The following is a 19,084-nucleotide window of genomic DNA, read 5'->3' as shown; positions in this document are numbered from 1 at the left end:
TCGGACTGATGGGGATGGTGCCTTGAGCACATATAAATAAGAACGGAGACAACAACATGCTGATCGGCGTACCCAAAGAAATAAAGAATCACGAGTACCGCGTGGGTTTGACCCCTGCCGGCGTCAAAGAGCTGAAGCGTAATGGCCACGACATCCTTGTGCAGGCCAATGCCGGTACGGCGATTGGTTTCCCTGATGACCAATACGTGGCTGCCGGGGCGCAGATCATCGCGACTGCAGAAGAGATCTTCAAGCGTGCGGACATGATCATCAAGGTCAAGGAACCGCAGCCGGTGGAATGCGCCATGTTGCGCGCGGGACAGATCTTATATACCTATCTGCATCTCGCTCCCGATCCTGATCAGACTGCTGCTTTGGTGAAGAGCGGTTGTGTGGCGATTGCTTATGAGACGGTTACCGATAGCCGTGGCGGGTTACCGCTTCTGGCGCCGATGTCGGAAGTCGCCGGTCGGATGGCGATTCAGGCCGCGGCGCGTTGTCTCGAGAAGTCTGCCGGTGGGTCTGGCGTGTTGCTGGGTGGGGTTCCAGGTGTGGCACCAGGGCACGTTACGGTGATTGGCGGCGGCGTCGTGGGTACGCATGCGGCGCGTATGGCAGCCGGGTTTGGCGCCGATGTGACGATACTTGACCGGTCTTTACCGCGCCTCAAGGAAATCGATGAAACCTTTGGCGGCCGGATCAAGACTCTTTACTCAACCCAGGATGCGATCGAGAGCGAGCTCAAGCAGGCTGATGCGGTGATCGGTGCGGTGCTGATTCCTGGTGCAGCAGCGCCTAAGCTGGTAAGCAAGGCGATGTTGAAACTGATGAAGCCCGGGTCTGTTCTGGTGGATGTGGCGATCGATCAGGGCGGCTGTTTTGAAACCTCCCGGGCGACAACGCATCAAGAACCAACCTATGTTGTGGATGGTGTGACGCACTACTGCGTAGCCAACATGCCTGGTGGGGTGGCGCGTACGTCGACCATTGCCTTGACCAATGCGACATTGGTGCATGCTGTGGCGATTGCAAACAAGGGCTGGCAACAGGCAATGCGGGACGATGTGCATCTGAAAAATGGCCTGAATGTATGCAATGGCAAGATCACCTACGAGGCCGTGGCCAATGATCTGGGCTATGCCTATGTACCAGCTGACGCCTTGTTGGGCTGACTGATCCAAGAATCTGTTTGAGATCTGCCACGAGCAGCGGTCAACAGGGTGCAGCGCAGTACATTAGGCCTGGCCATAGCCGCGCAGTAAGATCGTGAGCTGATTCTAACAGCAGGTAGTGCCGTGCTCCGGGGTTTGACCTGGAGCACGCAGAAAAAGGCAGCAACAGCATGAAACGTAAACCTCTGGTCGCCCTGGTGGCGGATCGTAAGCAGCTGGGTTTGCACCCGTTCCATTGCGTGGGTGAGAAATACATTACCGCGGTGATAGGCGGGGCAGATTGCTTGGCGATGCTGGTTCCTGCATTGGGGGACCAACAGGACCCCGAAGCGATACTCGACCTTGTTGATGGCTTATTGTTTACCGGCAGTGCATCGATGGTGGACCCGAAGCGTTACAACGGCCCCGTATTGCCTGAAGGCCAGTATCTGGATACCGCGCGTGATCAGACCGCTATGCCAATGATGAAGTCGGCTATTGCACGCGGCATGCCGGTGTTTGCGATTTGTCGCGGTTTTCAGGAAATGAATGTGGTGTTTGGCGGTTCACTGCTGCAAAAAGTGCATGAAACGCCGGGCATGATGGACCACCGCGAAGACAGTACGGCCAGCTTGGAGGTCCAGTATGGACCGGCACACCCGGTCAGGTTCAGCCAAGGTGGTCTGATTCATCGAACCAGCGGGTTGGAGGAATATCAGGTCAATTCGATCCATAACCAGGGGGTCGAGCGTTTGGGCGAGGGCCTTGTGGCGGAGGCGATAGCGCCGGATGGACTTGTTGAAGCGTTTTCTGTGCAAGACGCTAAAGCTTTTGCGCTTGCGGTGCAATGGCACCCCGAGTGGCAATACGCCAGCAATCCACTCTCTACCAGCCTGTTCAAGGCGTTTGGTGAGGATTGTCGGCGGTATCAAGCGAGCCGTTAGTTCGGAAGGTCTGTTTCTACCAGCCGTTAGTTCGGCATCTCCCCTCCAGGGACTGTTGGGTAGTACATGCATGTTTAGCTGCAGTTGCTCGGTAAGGTAGATAACAGGCCTCAAATGACTGACCCAAGGTTGGAAATCGACGAGGAATCCGCCTCGTCGCGCTTTCCTACCTTGTTATGCTCGTTCACAACCGGAGGTTCGCCGCAGTGCGGCGAAATACAGTATGGCTATGAACCAGTTCCAAGATTTTTTCCGTGAAAATGGCATTACCGAAGTTGAGTGTGTCGTCCCTGATATGACAGGTGTGGCGCGTGGCAAGATTCTGCCTAAAAGCCAATTCAACTCTGCCAATATGCGTCTGCCCAAGGCGGTGCTGATCCAGACCGTGACAGGCGACTGGCCTGACGATGACAACATCACGGGTCCGACTGATCCGGACATTATCTGTGTGCCAGACTTGAATACGTTGCGTATGGTGCCTTGGGCGCCAGATCCGACAGCCCTGGTGATTCATGACTGTGCGAATTTCGATGGCAGCCCCGTGGAGATTTCACCACGTTATGTGCTGCGCAAGGTATTGAAGCTGTTTGAAGACCGCGGCTGGAAGCCCGTTGTAGCCCCAGAGCTGGAGTTCTACCTCGTCGAGCGTAATATCGACCCCGATATCCCGCTCAAACCGCCAATCGGGCGTACTGGCCGCGCTGAAACCGGTCGTATGAGCTACAGCATCGATGCCGTAAACGAGTTCGACCCTTACTTCGAAGACGTATACGAATACAGCGACGCGATGCGCCTGGATGTGGATACGTTGATTCATGAGGTGGGCGCCGGCCAGATGGAGATCAACTTCGTCCATGGCGATGCGCTTGACTTGGCCGACCGTGTCTTCCTGTTCAAACGGGTTGTGCGTGAGACAGCGCTGCGTCACAACATCTACGCCACTTTCATGGCCAAGCCGATGCAGGAAGAGCCGGGCAGTGCCATGCATATTCACCAGAGCGTAGTGGACAGGCAGGGCAACAATGTTTTTTCCAATGCAGATGGAAGCCCTTCTGAACTCTTCCTCAGCTATATCGCAGGGTTGCAACGCTATATGCCGGCGGTGATGCCGATCATGGCGCCTTTTGTGAACAGCTATCGTCGCCTGTCGCGCTTTACTGCAGCACCGATCAATCTGCAGTGGGGATACGACAACCGGACAGTGGGTATCCGCATACCCAACTCCAGCCCGGATGCCCGTCGGATAGAAAACCGCGTACCGGGGGTGGATGTGAATCCCTATCTCGCTATGGCGGCAACCCTGGCCTGTGGTTATCTCGGCATGGTCAAGGGACTCAAACCCACAGAGCCTATGAGCACAAGCGGGTATGACCTGGACTACGATCTACCGCGGCATCTGGAAGACGCCATCGAAGCCATGCGCGACTCGGCCGATATCGCCGATGTCTTTGGCGCAGACTTCGTGAACGCCTTCTGTGCTGTGAAGGAGAAGGAGTACGACACCTTCTTCCGGGTGATCAGTTCATGGGAACGCAGCCACCTGCTGCTTAATGTATAAAGCGCGCCGGGGAACCGGTTTCCAAGCCGCATTGGGCATATCTCGATAGCCTTACTCCGATGCAGGAGAGGCAGCAGCCTGGATTAATAAGGTGCAACGGGGCTGTGTTATCGGTTTTTGGATGCCGCCTTGTCTGACGCGAACAGGTTCTAAACGAGCTGCCGTAGGCTTTTCAATTATTTCAGCAATCCTTGGCTGTCTATAAACGGCTGGTATGGAGAATTTCATGAGCAATGTGTTTGTTAATCGCCCTGCTATCTATGCCGAGGCACACAAGGCTGGCGGCAGCGTATTTGCTGCGCGCAGCACCCAGGAATGGCAACAGCTCGATGCTGCCCACCATTTGCATCCATTCAGCGACATGGGCTCGTTGAATAAGCAGGGCAGCCGTGTGATTACCAAGGCTGAGGGGGTTTATCTGTGGGATTCGGATGGCAATAAGATTATCGACGGCATGGCTGGGCTTTGGTGTGTGAACATCGGCTATGGCCGGCGTGAGATTGCCGAGGTCGCCTACAAGCAGATGCTCGAATTGCCGTTTTACAACACCTTCTTCAAGACGACTCATCCTCCGGTGATCGAGTTGTCAAAATTGCTAAGCGAAGTGACGCCTGAAGGGTTCGAACACTTCTTCTATTGCAACTCCGGTTCTGAAGGCAATGACACCGTTTTACGTGTGGTGCATCAGTACTGGGCTGCGGTAGGGCAGCCGAAGAAGCGTTACATCATCTCGCGCAAGAATGGCTATCACGGCTCTACCATTGCCGGCGGCTCGTTGGGCGGCATGGACTATATGCATGAGCAGATGCCTTCACAGGTGCCGAATATCGTCCATATCAACCAGCCTTACTGGTTTGGCGATGGTGGGGACCTGACCCCAGCCGAATTCGGCCTGAAGTGCGCCCGTGAGCTTGAAGCCAAAATTCTGGAGCTGGGCGCGGAAAATGTTGCGGCCTTTATTGGTGAGCCCTTCCAGGGGGCTGGCGGTGTGATCTTCCCACCGGAAACCTACTGGCCGGAAATTCAGCGTATCTGTCGCCAATACGATGTGCTGTTGTGTGCAGATGAGGTGATTGGCGGCTTTGGTCGTACAGGTGAATGGTTTGCCCATCAGCATTTTGGTTTTGAGCCGGATACGCTGACTTTGGCCAAGGGTTTGACCAGCGGTTATGTGCCTATGGGCGTGGTTGCGATTCGCAAGAAGGTGGCGGATGCACTGATTGCTGCTGGTGACTTTAACCATGGCCTTACTTATTCGGGCCATCCGGTTGCAGCGGCCGTTGCTGTGGCAAATATCAAGATCCTGCGTGAGGGTGGCGTCATCGACAAGGTCAAGAATGAGACCGGGCCTTACTTCCAGAAAGCTTTGCGCGATGCATTGGCAGGTTCTCCCTTGGTGGGAGAGATAGCGGGTACTGGCTTGGTTGCAGGTATTCAGTTTACCGAGGATAAGGCCAGCCGCAAACGTTTTGCAAATGGTGGCGAAATCGGCTTGAAGTGTCGCGATTACTGCTTTAAGAACAATCTCATCATGCGTGCGACAGGGGACCGCATGTTGTTGAGCCCACCATTGGTGATCAACAAAACAGAAATTGATGAGCTGGTTGAGAAAGCTGCCCATTGCATTGGCCTGACTGCTCGTGATCTTGGCATGGCTTGATGGGATCACGGAATCTGTTTGAACGTGGCTGAGCATCTAGAAACCAGTTCAAAGGGTGAGGTAAGGCGAAAACGTTCTAGAAGGCAGGCTTCCAAGCAGTCGATGAGCATTCCGGGGGCGTTTTCAACGTCGTCTTGTTGAAGCGCAACAAGCCAGCATGCAAACGCATGCTGGTGTCTTGGAGGTTTGGCCTGCTGTGAGGCCTGCGTACGACAGATCGTCAGCGGGCTTATTAGAAGATATGACAGGCATCGTGTCTTCATGTTTCAGTTGTCAGAAGCGCAATTTCCAACAAATTTAATCAATAAGGAGAGGTTCGATGGCAACGAAGCAGTTTGCAGTTACAGGGTTGACCGCCGCGCTTATGGCTATCTCGCTTCAGGCCACTGCCGCAGGCAAGCTGAATGTTTACAACTGGAACGACTACATTGGCGTCGATACCCTGCACACGTTCGAACAAGCGAATAGCGTCCGGGTTAAATACGATGTTTACGACAGCAATGAAACATTGCAAGCGAAGTTGATGACGGGTAAGTCTGGTTACGATCTTGTCGTACCTTCGCTTGAGTTTGCCGCCAAGCAAATACAGTCGGGCATCTTTATGCCCATCAATAAATCCAAGATTCCCAATTATGCCAACCTGAACCCGGAAATCCTCAAGAAGGCAGAAGTGGCGGACCCTGGTAACAAGTTCCTTGTACCCTATATGTGGGGCACCACGGCGTTTGGCATCAATGTCGATAAGGTCAAAAAGGCGCTGGGTAGCGAGCCTATGCCAGCCGATGAATGGGAATTGATCTTCAACCCTAAATACACCGAAAAGCTTAAGTCCTGCGGTATCTCATTCATGGACACTGGCAGCGACGTGTATTCGATGGTGAATATCTATTTGGGCAAAGAGGCCAACGATCATTCTGAGGCGCAGTTGAAAGCCGCCACCGAAGTATTAAAGAAGGTACGCAAGGATATACGCGTCTTTAATTCCTCCCCGATCGACCTGCTGGCCAATGGTGACGTCTGCGTTGCGATGTCATTCAATGGTGATACCTATATTGCCAAGGATCGGGCAGAGGAAGCCAAGAATGGGCAGAAGATCGAGTACATCGTACCCAGCAAAGGCACCGTGCTCTGGATCGACAACATGGCAATCCCGAAGGATGCCAAGAATGTGGATAACGCCTTCAAATGGATCAATCACATTCTCGACCCGAAGGTGGTGGCTGAGATTTCAAACCACGTGAACTACGCCAACCCAAATTTGAAAGCAGCTGCGTTCGTGGACAAGAAGATCGCCGATGACCCGAAGATTTTCATGAGCCAGGAAAGTCTGGCCAAATTGCAGGCGAAGAAGCCGATTGATACGGCTTCCCAGAAGTTGATCACCCGATATTTCAATCAGTTCAAAGCGGCTAAATAAGCCGTCCAGTCCTTGGCCGACAGCCTTGTCGGCTTTTTTTTGCAAAAATTCGCTAAATCGTTATCAAATCAAACGCCTATTTGCTTCAAAATACGCGTTTGATTTGGCAATGATCGAACCTGCATGGAGTTTCTATCGTGGCGGTAACACCGAGCTCGGCCGAGGCCGACGAAAGCAAGAAGAATTACCTGGAAATTAAGGGCGTTACCAAGAAGTTTGGTGACTTTTACGCAGTCGATGATGTTGACTTGGTTATCCCGAAGAACGAGATATTTGCACTGTTGGGAAGCTCCGGCTCCGGCAAGTCCACCTTGCTCCGTATGTTGGCTGGCATGGAAAAGCCCACAGAGGGGCGCATCGTCCTGGATGGCCAGGACATTACCGACCTGCAGCCCTATGTAAGGCCTGTGAATATGATGTTCCAAAGCTATGCTTTGTTCCCGCACATGACGGTAGAGCAAAACATTGCCTTTGGTTTGAAGCAGGACAAGCTGCCCCGTGATGAGATTGCTGAGCGTGTCGGCAAGATGCTTGACCTGGTGCAGATGAAGAAATACGCACGGCGTAAACCCCACCAGCTTTCCGGCGGGCAACAGCAGCGTGTGGCATTGGCACGTTCACTGGCCAAACGCCCGAAGCTATTGTTGTTGGATGAGCCCCTGGGTGCGTTGGACAAGAAGCTGCGCGTACAGACGCAGTTTGAACTTGTGAATGTGATTGAGACAGTGGGTGTGACCTGCATCATGGTGACTCATGATCAGGAAGAAGCCATGACCATGGCGAGCCGTATCGCCATCATGTCCGAAGGCAAGCTCATGCAGGTTGGCGGCCCGCGTGAGATCTACGAATACCCCAACTGCCGCTTCACCGCCGAATTTATTGGCTCGACCAATATCTTTGAAGGCCGGTTGGCAGTGGATGAGCCTGACCATATCGTCATCGAAAGCCAGGCACTTGAGCGCGGCATCTATGTGGACCACGGTATCACCGGTGCTGAAGGCATGATAGTCTGGTATTCGATCCGCCCCGAAGATGTCACCTTGTGCCGCGACAAACCTAATGCCCAGTACAACTGGGTGGATGGCAAGGTGCACGACATCGCTTATTTGGGGTCGCATTCGGTCTATCACGTCAAGCTGGCTTCGGGCCGCGTGGTGATGGCGAATGTGCCGACCAGCCATTGGGGTGACGCCAAGCCCGCCACCTGGGGTGATGAGGTTGTGGTCAAGTGGTCCAATAATGCCGGCGTGGTGCTGACATCATGAAGAAGTGGCTGAGCAAATATTTGCCAGCAGGGCGGGTCGGCGTTATCGCCATTCCTTACGTCTGGCTGCTGTTTTTCTTCGCGTTGCCTTTTTTCTTCGTGCTCAAGATCAGTTTTGCCGAGCCCGACATCGCCCAGCCGCCCTATACGCCGTTGGTAACCCACGAGGAAAGCAAGACCACGGTTACGCTCAACACCGGCAAGTACAGCACGATTCTGGATGAGGTGAAGTCCTTCGGTACGGAGTCTTGGAGTGAGGCTGCCGAGCAAAGCCAGTATGTGATCGCCTATTGGAACGCTATCAAACTGGCTTTCTTCACCATGATCTGCACGTTGTTGATTGGCTATCCGCTGGCCTACAACATTGCGCGTGCGGACGAGGCGACCCGTAATACCCTGTTGATGCTGGTGATGATTCCGTTCTGGACGTCCTTCCTGCTGCGGGTCTACGCCTGGATTGGCATTCTCAAAGATAACGGCATCATCAACAATATGCTGATGGCCTTGGGGTTGATCGATGAGCCATTGCAGATGCTCTACACCCCGTTCTCGGTGTTGCTGGGCATGGTCTACAACTATCTGCCGTTCATGATTTTGCCGCTGTATGCCCACCTCACCAAGCTGGATGGCCGCCTGTTTGAAGCGGCGGCTGACCTGGGAGCCAATAAATGGACCATTTTCTTCCAGATCACCTTGCCTTTGTCCAAGGCTGGCATCATCGCAGGTTGCATGATGGTGTTCATTCCGGCGGTGGGGGAATACGTGATTCCGGCGTTGTTGGGGGGCGGTGACGTGGTGTTCATCGGTAACAAGTTGATGGATGACTTTGGCCCGAATCTCGATTGGCCGCAAGCAGCTGCCGTTGCAGTGGTGATGTTGGCGTTGTTGATTCCACCGATCGTGTGGTTCCAGCGCTTTGAACAAAAGCAGCAGGAGGCAGCATGACCAGAATGCCGATTGCGAACCGTTTGTTCATGCTGGTGGGGTTCTGCTTCCTCTATATCCCTATCGCCAGTCTCGTCATCTTCTCATTCAATGAGTCCCGGCTTGTCACCGTGTGGGGCGGCTTCTCGTTAAAGTGGTATGGCGAGATGTTCCGCAATGATGATCTGCTGCATGCCGCAGGGCTCAGCTTCAAGATCGCCTTCCTGTCTGCAACCCTGGCGGTGGTGCTGGGGACTTTGGCGGGCTTTGTACTGGCGCGATTTGGCCGTTTCAAAGGTCAGTCATTGTTCGCTGGGTTGACATCCGCACCTATGGTGATGCCCGAGGTGATTGTAGGCTTGTCCATGCTGCTGCTGTTTGTTTCGCTGCAGTCCGGTCTGGGTTGCTCGGCAGATGAACCTCTGGGTCTGTTGAGTCGGATGGGCTGCTGGGCGTTTGGCGAGCGCGGCATGGTCACGATCTGGCTAGGTCATACCACGCTGTGCATGGCCTATGTGGCGGTACTGGTGCAGTCCCGTCTGAAGGAGTTGGACCGATCGCTTGAGGATGCCGCAATGGACCTCGGGTGCCACCCGTTCAAGGTCTTCTTCGTGATCACCATCCCGGTGATCGCACCGGCTTTGGTGTCAGGTTGGTTGCTCAGTTTCACGTTGTCCCTGGATGACTATGTACTGACTGCCTTCCTGTCTGGACCGGGTTCCACCACCATGCCACAGTGGATCTTCTCTTCGGTACGTATTGGGCCGACGCCTGAAGTGAACGCACTGGCAACCGTGGTGATCGTCGTAGTTACCGTCTTTGTGGTGGTGTCCAACCGGTTGATGCTATCTGCGCAGGCGAAACGTGACAAAGCCATGCAGGAAGCGTTTTCTGGCAAGACAGGTTAATGGTGTGACAACAGAGTGGTTAACAAAAAGGCGCCCTAAATAGGACGCTTTTTTGTTGCGCTGTGCTTGTCTACTTGCAAGTCAGCCTATGCATTGGGTCAGTTCAACGCATCCACCACAAAGCGTTTAACGGCTTCAGCATTGTTCGGCAGCACTTCGCTGCGTTGCGGCAGGCTTTCCAGGTTGCTCAAATGGGCTGGCCGTGGCGGCACGGTGTTTAGGGCTTCCAGGATGATGCCTTCGAATTTGGCGGGCAGCGCAGTTTCCAACGTCACCATGGGCACACCTGGGCGACGCGCTTCCAATGCCACTTTGACGCCATCTGCCGTATGTGGGTCGAGCACCACGTTCCATTTTGCTTTCGCTGTTCGGATAGTGGCGATGCGATCGGCATGGGTGCTCTTGCCCGAGCTGAAACCGAATTCACCCACCATGCGGGCGAAGAAAGGTGTCTTGCCGAGGTCGAACCCGCCTGTGCTGTCGACCTCTTTCCATAGCTTGGCCAGTGCTTTGCTATCGCGGTCGATCAGGTCAAATACAAAACGTTCCAGGTTCGATGCCTTGGAAATATCCATCGAAGGGCTGGAGGTGGCATGGGTATCCTTGGCACCACGTATGGTGTAACGACCTGTCTTGAAGAATTCATCCAATACGTCGTTTTCATTCGTGGCCACAACCAGTTTGCCAACCGGCAGGCCCATCTGGCGTGCGATATGGCCCGCACAGATATTGCCGAAGTTACCTGATGGCACCACAAAGTCGACTTCATCCCCAATCTGTTTGGCAGCGTGCAGATAGGCATGGAAGTAATACACCACCTGGGCGACGATACGGCCCCAGTTGATGGAATTGACTGCGCTGACCTTGTACTTTTGCTTGAAGGCAGCGTCATTATTGATGGCTTTGACAATGTCCTGGCAGTCATCGAAGGTGCCTTCGATAGCGACATTGTGGATATTGGCATCCTGCAGGCTGAACATCTGCGCCCGTTGGAACGGACTCATCCGGCCATGCGGGCTCAGCATGAAGACATTGACACCACGCTTGCCACGCATCGCGTATTCGGCAGCCGATCCTGTATCACCTGAAGTGGCGCCCACAATGTTTACCGCTTCGCCACGCTTTTCCAGCACGTATTCGAACAGTTGCCCAAGCAGCTGCATGGCAATATCTTTGAACGCCAGGGTAGGGCCATTGGACAAATGCAGCAGGTGCAGGCCTTCTTCCAGTTCGCTCAGCGGTGTAATGGCTTTGCTACCGAAAGCCTGCTCTGTGTAAGCGGCTTCGACCAGTCGCTTAACATCTGCAATTGGGATATCGGTGGCGAAACGCGAAACGATTTCAAATGCCAGTTCGGGGTAAGTCAACGAGCGCCAGCCTGCCAGCGTTGACCTATCGATTTGTGGGTATTCGTCCGGTACAACCAAGCCCCCATCAGGTGCGAGGCCGCCTACGAGGATGTCGCAGAAGTTTTGCGGGGCCATGCCGCCACGGGTACTGATGTAATGCATGGGAACGCCTCTACTTGTCCAGATTTTCCAAGCGTAGTTTAGTTACGCGGCCTGCGATGGTATTCAGGTCTTCGATGCGATCGATTGCGGTATCGACGCTACGCTCCACCGCCACGTGCGTCAGGATGATGATGTCGACGATCTTTTCATCCTCCGCGGGTTCCTTTTGCATCATGGCATCGATCGAGATGCCGGCATCGGCCAGGATGCGCGTCACATCAGCCATGACGCCAGGTTGGTCGTGGGCTTTCAGGCGCAGGTAGTAGCATGTCTCGACTTCACTGATCGGCAGGATAGGCAGGTCGGCCAGGCGGTCTGGCTGGAAGGCGAGATAAGGTACGCGGTGCTCAGGGTCGGCGGTTAAGAGACGGGTGACGTCAACCAAGTCGGCAACTACAGCCGAAGCGGTGGGTTCGGACCCTGCGCCCCGGCCGGAATACAAGGTTTGGCCAACTGCATCACCCTGTACAACTACGGCATTCATGACGCCGTCGACATTGGCGATGATGCGTTTGGCCGGAATCAGAGTAGGGTGGACACGCAATTCGATGCCATTCGGGCGACGTTTGGCGACGCCCAGCAGCTTGATCCGGTAACCTAGCTCCTCGGCGTAGGCGATGTCCTCGCGCGTGAGTGTAGAAATGCCTTCCAGGTAGGCTTTGTCGAACTGCATTGGGATGCCGAAAGCGATCGCTGCCAGAATAGTCAGCTTGTGGGCCGCGTCGTGTCCACCGATATCGAAGGTCGGATCGGCTTCGGCGTAACCAAGCTTTTGGGCCTGGGCCAGCACATCGGCAAACGCGGCGCCCTTGTCTCGCATTTCGGTCAGGATGAAATTCGACGTGCCGTTGATGATGCCTGCTAGCCATTCGATACGGTTTGCCGTTAAACCTTCGCGTAGAGCCTTGATAATGGGAATCCCGCCAGCGACAGCGGCTTCGAACATCACCATTACGCCAGCTTTTTGGGCTGCAGCGAAAATTTCGTTGCCGTGCATGGCCAGCAGCGCCTTGTTGGCGGTGACAACGTGTTTGCCATTAGCGATTGCGCGTAATACAAGGTCTTTGGCCAGGGTTGTGCCACCCATGAGCTCGCAAACGATATCTATCTCTGGGTCGTTCACCACGGCCAGCATGTCATTACCGAAAGTCAAGCCATCGACGACGGCAGCTGGCGCGGCCGCACGGGCTTTTTCAATATTGCGCACAGCAACACGCTTTACTTCAATGGCGCGACCGGCACGACGGCCAATTTCTTCGGCGTTGCGGACAAGTACCTTGGCAACACCAGAGCCGACGGTGCCAAAGCCCAATAAGCCAATTTGAATCGGTTTCATAGACAGCCTTACAAACTTTGGGTGAAATTGAAGCAGCTGATCACAAGCCCTTCACGGAAGTAGAACTTGTGCGCCTGTTGGCGTTGCGTACCGGAATCCAGCTTGAATACTTTTGCGCCGCCATCACCGGCTTTCTGTTTTAGCCAGTCCAGCAGTAATTTGCCGACACCTTGTGAGCGCCGCTGAGAAGTGGTGACCAGATCATCAATATAGAACTGGTTACCACAAGAAGTATTGCGATACTGCCGAAATACCGCTACACCAACAACCGTTTCTTCTTCCACCGCCACAATCATCCCTGCGCCATCGGCAAAGATAGCGGCCATTTGCGCCGCATAGTTGGCATCGAGCTGGGGGCGCAGTTCACGATGCACGTTTTCGGCACGCGCCAGCCAAACAGGCTCGATAATCTCGTGTTGGTCGTTGGTGATAGCGATGATTTGGGGCATGGATCTGGGACCTGTTCATGATTTTCGCCGTAGACAACAGCTTAAGCACGCTGCTCGCGATAGATCGTGAACAGGTCAAGCGCATTGCCTGCTATGGGTTCTAGGTAGCGTGGCGTTTCCGGTAATTGGCCAGGAACCGTTCAAACCGGTCAAGCGCCTCGTTGAGCTCTTCCATATGGGGCAGGAACACGACCCGCAGATGATCGGGTGAGTGCCAGTTGAAGCCTGTTCCCTGTACGAGCAGTACCCGCTCTTCCTCCAGCAGCTCGGTGATGAATGCCTGGTCGTCGGCGATCGGGTATACCTTCGGGTCCAGCTTGGGGAAGAGATAAAGCGCTCCCTTGGGTTTGACACAGCTGACGCCAGGTATGGCAGTCAGCCGCGCCCAGGCCGTATCACGCTGGCGCGTCAACCTGCCATTTGGCCCGATCAGTTCTTCAATGCTTTGATATCCACCGAGGGCTGTCTGAATGGCATGTTGGCTGGGGACATTGGCGCACAGACGCATCGAGGCGACGATATTGAGACCGTCGATGTAGTCCTGCGCATGGCGCTTGTCACCGCTTAGTACCATCCAGCCAGAACGATAGCCGCAAGCACGATAGTTTTTTGACAGACCGTTGAAGGTGACGCAGAACACGTCCTCAGCCAGTGAGGCAATGCTGGTGTGCTGGTGACCGTCGTAAAGCATCTTGTCGTAGATTTCGTCAGCGAACACGATCAGGCTGTGTTCACGCGCGATCTGCAGGATACCTTGCAATACTTCGTCCGGATAAAGCGCCCCGGTCGGGTTGTTTGGGTTGATGACGACGATGGCGCGGGTGTTTTCAGTGATCTTCGCGCGAATATCGTCGAGGTTGGGCAGCCATTCATTTTCCTCGTCACACGTATAGTGACGTGGCGTACCGCCTGAGAGCGCCACCGCGGCTGTCCAGAGTGGGTAATCCGGCGCGGGCACCAGCACTTCGTCACCATTGTCGAGCAGGGCGTTCATGCTCAGCAATATCAATTCCGAAACACCATTGCCAATGTAGATGTCTTCAACGGTGACACCCTTGATGCCCTTTTGCTGGGCGTAATGCATGATGGCCTTGCGCGCAGGGAAGATACCTTTCGAATCGGTATACCCGCCGGAATGCGGAAGGTTGGCGATCACATCGTGGATCAGCTCTTCTGGCGGCTCAAAGCCAAATACCGCAAGGTTGCCGATATTGAGCTTGATGATGCGCTGGCCCTCGTCTTCCATCTGTTTTGCCCGGGCCATGGCGGGACCACGGATTTCATAACAGACCTTGTCGAGCTTTTGCGATTTCTTTACCGGGCGCATCTTGGATATGTGTTACTGAAAGTTGTGGGGGGAGCGTTCGATAGTAGCAAAGATTCCTGCCGTGCAATATTCGCTTTGCGTGTAACGCTTATTCTTGGTTCCGGGCGTTAAAATGGCGGCTTGAATCAGCGAATGAACTACCATGAAACTACATGCGGACAAGCCCACCCATCTGAATGTCTTTACCGGTTATGGCGCTGATTTCGTCAGCGTCAACCAGCAGCGCCAGAACGGCAGCCTGTTGGTGCTCCCGACGGGGATCTTCCCCTGGCGGCCTACAAGCTTTGCAGATCTGCAAGAAGAAGACTTTGCATCTATGCTTGAACATAAGCCAGAAATGGTATTGCTTGGTACCGGTAGCCGCTTGCAATTCCCTCATCCACGTTTAACGCGTACGTTGATGCAAGCGCAAATCGGCGTTGATGCAATGGATGTATCAGCTCTGTGCCGCACTTTTAATATCCTCGTAGCAGAAGATAGGCGCGTGCTGGCTGCGGTATTGTTTGAATAGCGAAGTAGTTGTTTATTAGTAGTTTGCTCGTTACCAATTTCTGTCACTCTATATGGGAATGTTCTCGTTATATGGATGCGGATGCTATTTGACGGACTTAAGTAATAATTCCGAAGTTCTTCATTGCCGAGAGGGTATCGCCGTGCAAGAGAGCAAGTTACTTGATTAAGAATTTGTTCTGGATCTAAGTGAACAGTTGCCAGTGGCGGGATACCTGTTTTTTTACTCCTTAAACCAGTAATTACAGGAACTGAGCGCTCGGCGTTGCATGGTTCCTTATATTCTCAGCGCTTATCATTTATATTGAATCAATTATGTAGGGAGTTGAGCCGCTATGAGAATACTATCAATGCAGTCTGTATTCCTTCTTTGTCTAGGTTGGATGAGCGCTTACTCGTTAATGGCGGCGCCGTTGTCGGGGGCGGGGTCCACTTTTGCAGAACCGCTATATAAGAAATGGGCTGCGCTTTATCAAAAGCAGGATGGAGCCACCGAAATCAGATATGACGCTGTGGGTTCTGGCGAAGGTATCAAGCGATTATTAGGGAAACAGGTGGATTTTGGTGCTTCGGATGAACCAATTAAGCGCACTGAATTGGAAGAGAAGGGTTTGCGTCAGTACCCGGTAGCGATGGGGGCTGTCGTGCCGGTGGTGAATCTACCGGGCATACCGGCCGGTGCACTTAAGCTCAACGGTGAATTGCTCTCCAAGATTTATCAAGGGCAGATCACCCGTTGGAACGACAAGCAGATTGTTGAAATAAACGAAGTGGTGGGTGCCAAACTGCCCGATCTGCCGATCAAACCCATTTCGCGAGAGGACAGCTCTGGTACGACATTCGCGTTTACCTATTACCTCAGCGGTCGGTCTGCTGCCTGGAAAAAAGCACGTGGTGTGGGCAGCACGATGCAGGGATTGGCAGGTGGGCTAACAGCCAAGGGTACCAGCGGCGTGGTGGATCTGCTCAAGAAAACCTTGGGTTCAATAGCCTATGTCGATTTTGGTCGGGTGGTACGGGATCAACTTAACGCTGTCCAATTACCGAACCATTTTGGGGCATTTATAAAGGTCGGCATTGAGTCGATACTGGCAACGTCAAAATTCAATGAGGAAAAGCTGGTTTACACCCCCGACCCTGATTTCTACCTGGTGCTGGCGGATAACGATACCTATGCCGGATGGCCTTTAGCGACGGCGACTTTTGTCATGATCCCTAAAGAGTCGGCACAAGCCGAGCGCATATTTACATTCCTCTTTTTTGCATTTAAACAGGGAGATGCTGCTGCCAGCGAGCTTGGGTATGTGCCCCTGAGCGAAAGTATGAAATTGGCAGTGCGTAAGTCCTGGAGCCGGCAATTTGGCTTCAAGGCCAGTCAGTAGCACCTGTTCGGATGAGTGACGCTAAGCTTTTCGATTCTGTCGTTCAGTCGTTTCTTAGCAGCGAACTTACCGGTCTGGCGGCTTGTCTTCTGTTGAAAAACCTGCTGTCATGCAGTAACACCAAAGTCTACTGGAGCGTTAAGTGATGCGACATTTATGGCGGACGAGCCTGGTCATTCTGTCTATGTTTGCGCAGGCGGAAGTAGGGGTGACAGACAGTGAGATTGTCATTGGTCAGTCGGCAGCGTTGAGTGGTGCGGCTGCCGAGTTGGGCAAAGGCGTCAGTCGAGGGGCGAATGCCTACTTTAACGAGATCAACAAGCGTGGTGGTGTGAACGGGCGGAAAATCCGTTTGGTGACGCTGGATGATGGCTATGAGCCAGACCGTGCTGTCGCCAATACGGCAAAGCTGCTGGATAAGGAACAGGTTTTCGCGCTGCTGGGTTATGTAGGTACGCCGACGTCGAATGCCTCTCTGCCAAAGATAAAAGAAGTCGGTGCGCCATTTATTGCCCCCTTTACCGGTGCTGCTAGTTTGCGCGCACCATTCAACCGGAACATATTCAATGTCCGCGCGAGTTACGGTGACGAGGCTGACGTTATTGCCAAGTCCATCGTCAATGTGGGTATGAAGACAGTCAATATCCTTTACCAGGACGATGCCTATGGTGCTGCGGGGCTCAAAGCCATGCAGGAGGCTGCAGCAAAGTACAAGCTCACGATCGGTGCCACGGCGACGGTGAAGCGCAATACTGTGGACGTGGCCAATGCGGTAGAGGAATTGATTGTTAAAAAGCCCGCGAATGCAGTTTTCATCGTATCTGCTTACAAGAGCAGCGCAGCATTTATTACAGCGGCACGGGCGCTTAATTCAGTCGGCCCATTCTATAACCTCAGCTTTGTCGGTACCGAAGCCTTGGTGAACGAACTAAAAAATGATGCCCGAGGCGTGATTGTTACTCAGGTCGTGCCGTCGCCATACAGCGCCATCAAGATAGTCGCGCAGGAATACAAGAAAACCATGAAGGCTGCGGGCATCACTAGTGTGGATTACCCAAGCATGGAGGGCTACATTGGAGCCCGCGTATTAGTGGAGGGTCTTAAGCGTGCTGGGCGTGAGTTGACCCGTGACAAGCTTGTCAATGCACTGGAGGGTATGAGTGACTATGATCTTGGCGGTTTCAAAGTCAATTTCACCAATTCGAACCATAGTGGTTCTCGCTTTATTGACATCACCATACTTGATAGTACCGGCAAGATAAGCAGCTAATTAGCTGCGATGGGCGCGGCAATGATTTTCATGGATTAAGCGGATGCAATGTTTGCTTGATGCGTGAATCGGTTTTCTAGAACCTGTTTACGATCTGTCGCGAGTAGCTGTCCGCGGGGAACAGAGCAGCGAAGGAACCGGAATGTACTGGGTACATGAGGTTTCGAGCAGCAGATAAGCCCCGATCACGGCTGCGCGGCAAGATCGTAAACAGGTTATCAGCCGGGTTACAATCACCGCTCCATCCTGATTCATCTGGTCCTCATGATGTTGCCTGCCCCCCACCTGATTGCCCAACAAGTTGCTATGTCCTTAGCCGAGGATATTGGCCGTGCCGACTGGACAGCCATGTTGATCCCTGTCGAACGCCCTGGGCGTGCGACTGTATTGGTACGGGAGGATGCTGTGGTATGTGGCTTACCATGGTTCACGGAATGTTTTCGTCAGGTCGATGCCAGTGTCAGCATTGATTGGAAGGTCGATGAAGGTACGTATGTCGCAGCCAATACGGTGCTGTGCGAAATCACCGGTCCTGCCCGTGCGTTACTGACGGCAGAACGTAGTGGTTTGAACTTCCTGCAGATGCTGTCTGCGGTTGCGACAGAGACCCACCGCTATGTGGCAGCGGTAGCAGGGACCAATACCAAGATCCACGATACCCGTAAGACCCTACCGTGCCTGCGTCTGGCGCAGAAATATGCGGTAAAGGTCGGGGGAGGAGAGAACCAGCGTATTGGTCTTTACGATGGCATCCTGATCAAGGAAAACCATATCGCGGCTGCGGGCGGTATTTCCCAGGCATTGTCCGCCGCTTTCAAACTTGCGCCTGAAGGGGTCAGTATCCAGATTGAGGTGGAAAACCTGGCTGAGCTCGATCAAGCCCTGAGTGCCGGTGCAAAGTCGGTATTGCTCGACAATATGAGCCTGGCTGATATGACCGAAGCGGTACGCCGTAGTGCAGGCAGGGCTGCCTTGGAAGCCAGTGGTGGCGTGGATATGCATACGGTGCGTGCGATTGCCGAGACCGGTGTGGACCGGATTTCGATAGGCAAATTGACCAAGGATATACAAGCTATCGATTTATCGATGCGTTTTGTATTTGGCGATTAAGAACCTGTTTAAGATCTTGCTGCGCAGCCATGATCAGAGCTTATGTGCTGCTCGAAATCCTCATGTACTCAAGTACATTCCGGTTTCTGCGCTGCTCTGCGTCCTGCTGATAGCTGCTCACGACAGATCATAAACAGGTTCTAAGGTTTATCTGTTGCGCCCTGATTCTTCCTATCTTTTCCTTCTTGTAGGTACCCATACCTTTGCCGATTGGGGTGCATACGGTTATGTTTTGCTCTTAGATGTTTAGTCCCACAGTATGCTGGTCTAATCTTTAGCCAGCTACGAAAGGATGAGCTATGGGACAGGTTCTACATGGAAGCGCCACAACGACACCGGCAACCCGTCGCGCGATACAACATA

16 protein-coding genes are annotated in these 19,084 nt (G+C 53.5%); 12 read left to right on the top strand and 4 right to left on the bottom strand.

Annotation, left to right across the window (positions count from 1 at the left end; genetic code table 11):
- Positions 1 to 56 precede the first annotated feature (56 nt).
- From ald to ACUHMQ_RS07360, 8 genes are all read left to right on the top strand, one after another.
- Complete coding sequence (ald, locus tag ACUHMQ_RS07395) at positions 57 to 1,172, top strand: alanine dehydrogenase (protein ID WP_445294813.1); 1,116 nt, start codon at positions 57 to 59, stop codon at positions 1,170 to 1,172.
- 170 nt (positions 1,173 to 1,342) lie between these two features.
- Positions 1,343 to 2,095, top strand: a complete 753-nt coding sequence (locus ACUHMQ_RS07390) for a gamma-glutamyl-gamma-aminobutyrate hydrolase family protein (protein WP_445294812.1) — start codon at positions 1,343 to 1,345, stop codon at positions 2,093 to 2,095.
- Between the two features lie 229 nt (positions 2,096 to 2,324).
- Positions 2,325 to 3,653 carry a glutamine synthetase family protein gene (locus ACUHMQ_RS07385; RefSeq protein ID WP_445294811.1) on the top strand — a complete coding sequence of 443 codons (1,329 nt, stop codon included), beginning with the start codon at positions 2,325 to 2,327 and terminating at the stop codon, positions 3,651 to 3,653.
- A gap of 226 nt (positions 3,654 to 3,879) precedes the next feature.
- Positions 3,880 to 5,313 (top strand): aspartate aminotransferase family protein, encoded by a 1,434-nt coding sequence (locus tag ACUHMQ_RS07380; protein WP_445294810.1) that lies wholly within the window; start codon positions 3,880 to 3,882, stop codon positions 5,311 to 5,313.
- Between the two features lie 319 nt (positions 5,314 to 5,632).
- Entirely contained in the window at positions 5,633 to 6,730 is a 1,098-nt protein-coding gene (locus ACUHMQ_RS07375) for a polyamine ABC transporter substrate-binding protein (protein WP_445294809.1), read from the top strand.
- Positions 6,731 to 6,867: 137 nt separating this feature from the next.
- Positions 6,868 to 7,995 (top strand): ABC transporter ATP-binding protein, encoded by a 1,128-nt coding sequence (locus tag ACUHMQ_RS07370; RefSeq protein ID WP_445294808.1) that lies wholly within the window; start codon positions 6,868 to 6,870, stop codon positions 7,993 to 7,995.
- Complete coding sequence (locus ACUHMQ_RS07365; RefSeq protein WP_445294807.1) at positions 7,992 to 8,939, top strand: ABC transporter permease subunit; 948 nt, start codon at positions 7,992 to 7,994, stop codon at positions 8,937 to 8,939. Before ACUHMQ_RS07370 ends, ACUHMQ_RS07365 begins: the two co-directional genes overlap by 4 nt.
- Positions 8,936 to 9,826 (top strand): ABC transporter permease subunit, encoded by an 891-nt coding sequence (locus ACUHMQ_RS07360; protein ID WP_445294806.1) that lies wholly within the window; start codon positions 8,936 to 8,938, stop codon positions 9,824 to 9,826. The genes ACUHMQ_RS07365 and ACUHMQ_RS07360 overlap by 4 nt, the downstream gene beginning before the upstream one ends.
- Before the next feature lie 98 nt (positions 9,827 to 9,924).
- Here ACUHMQ_RS07360 and thrC read toward each other — a convergent pair whose 3' ends face one another.
- The 4 genes from thrC to ACUHMQ_RS07340 form a co-directional block, all read right to left on the bottom strand.
- Complete coding sequence (thrC, locus tag ACUHMQ_RS07355; protein ID WP_445294805.1) at positions 9,925 to 11,337, bottom strand: threonine synthase; 1,413 nt, start codon at positions 11,335 to 11,337, stop codon at positions 9,925 to 9,927.
- Positions 11,338 to 11,347: 10 nt separating this feature from the next.
- The gene (locus ACUHMQ_RS07350; RefSeq protein ID WP_445294804.1) at positions 11,348 to 12,673 is read right to left on the bottom strand and encodes a homoserine dehydrogenase; all 1,326 of its coding nucleotides are present in this window, start codon (positions 12,671 to 12,673) and stop codon (positions 11,348 to 11,350) included.
- An 8-nt stretch (positions 12,674 to 12,681) separates the two neighbouring features.
- Entirely contained in the window at positions 12,682 to 13,122 is a 441-nt protein-coding gene (locus ACUHMQ_RS07345; RefSeq protein ID WP_445294803.1) for a GNAT family N-acetyltransferase, read from the bottom strand.
- 100 nt (positions 13,123 to 13,222) lie between these two features.
- A complete protein-coding gene (locus ACUHMQ_RS07340; RefSeq protein ID WP_445294802.1) occupies positions 13,223 to 14,449 on the bottom strand; it encodes a pyridoxal phosphate-dependent aminotransferase in 1,227 nt (408 codons plus the stop codon).
- A gap of 142 nt (positions 14,450 to 14,591) precedes the next feature.
- Between ACUHMQ_RS07340 and ACUHMQ_RS07335 the strand changes: the two genes are divergently transcribed.
- The 4 genes from ACUHMQ_RS07335 to nadC all read left to right on the top strand — a co-directional run bounded on the left by ACUHMQ_RS07335 (position 14,592) and on the right by nadC (position 18,721).
- On the top strand, positions 14,592 to 14,960 hold the full coding sequence (locus ACUHMQ_RS07335; protein WP_445294801.1) for an Mth938-like domain-containing protein: 369 nt from the start codon (positions 14,592 to 14,594) through the stop codon (positions 14,958 to 14,960).
- 334 nt (positions 14,961 to 15,294) lie between these two features.
- Positions 15,295 to 16,341: a phosphate ABC transporter substrate-binding protein PstS gene (gene pstS / locus ACUHMQ_RS07330; RefSeq protein WP_445294800.1), complete on the top strand. Its 1,047-nt coding sequence runs from the start codon at positions 15,295 to 15,297 to the stop codon at positions 16,339 to 16,341.
- 145 nt (positions 16,342 to 16,486) lie between these two features.
- Positions 16,487 to 17,611 (top strand): ABC transporter substrate-binding protein, encoded by a 1,125-nt coding sequence (locus ACUHMQ_RS07325; protein WP_445294870.1) that lies wholly within the window; start codon positions 16,487 to 16,489, stop codon positions 17,609 to 17,611.
- 264 nt (positions 17,612 to 17,875) lie between these two features.
- Complete coding sequence (gene nadC / locus ACUHMQ_RS07320; RefSeq protein ID WP_445294799.1) at positions 17,876 to 18,721, top strand: carboxylating nicotinate-nucleotide diphosphorylase; 846 nt, start codon at positions 17,876 to 17,878, stop codon at positions 18,719 to 18,721.
- The last annotated feature ends 363 nt before the right edge of the window (positions 18,722 to 19,084 follow it).

It is taken from the genome of Chitinimonas violaceus (assembly GCF_052601015.1).
Note: the sequence above shows the minus strand (reverse complement) of the source record. Positions and strands in the feature narration are given on the sequence as shown.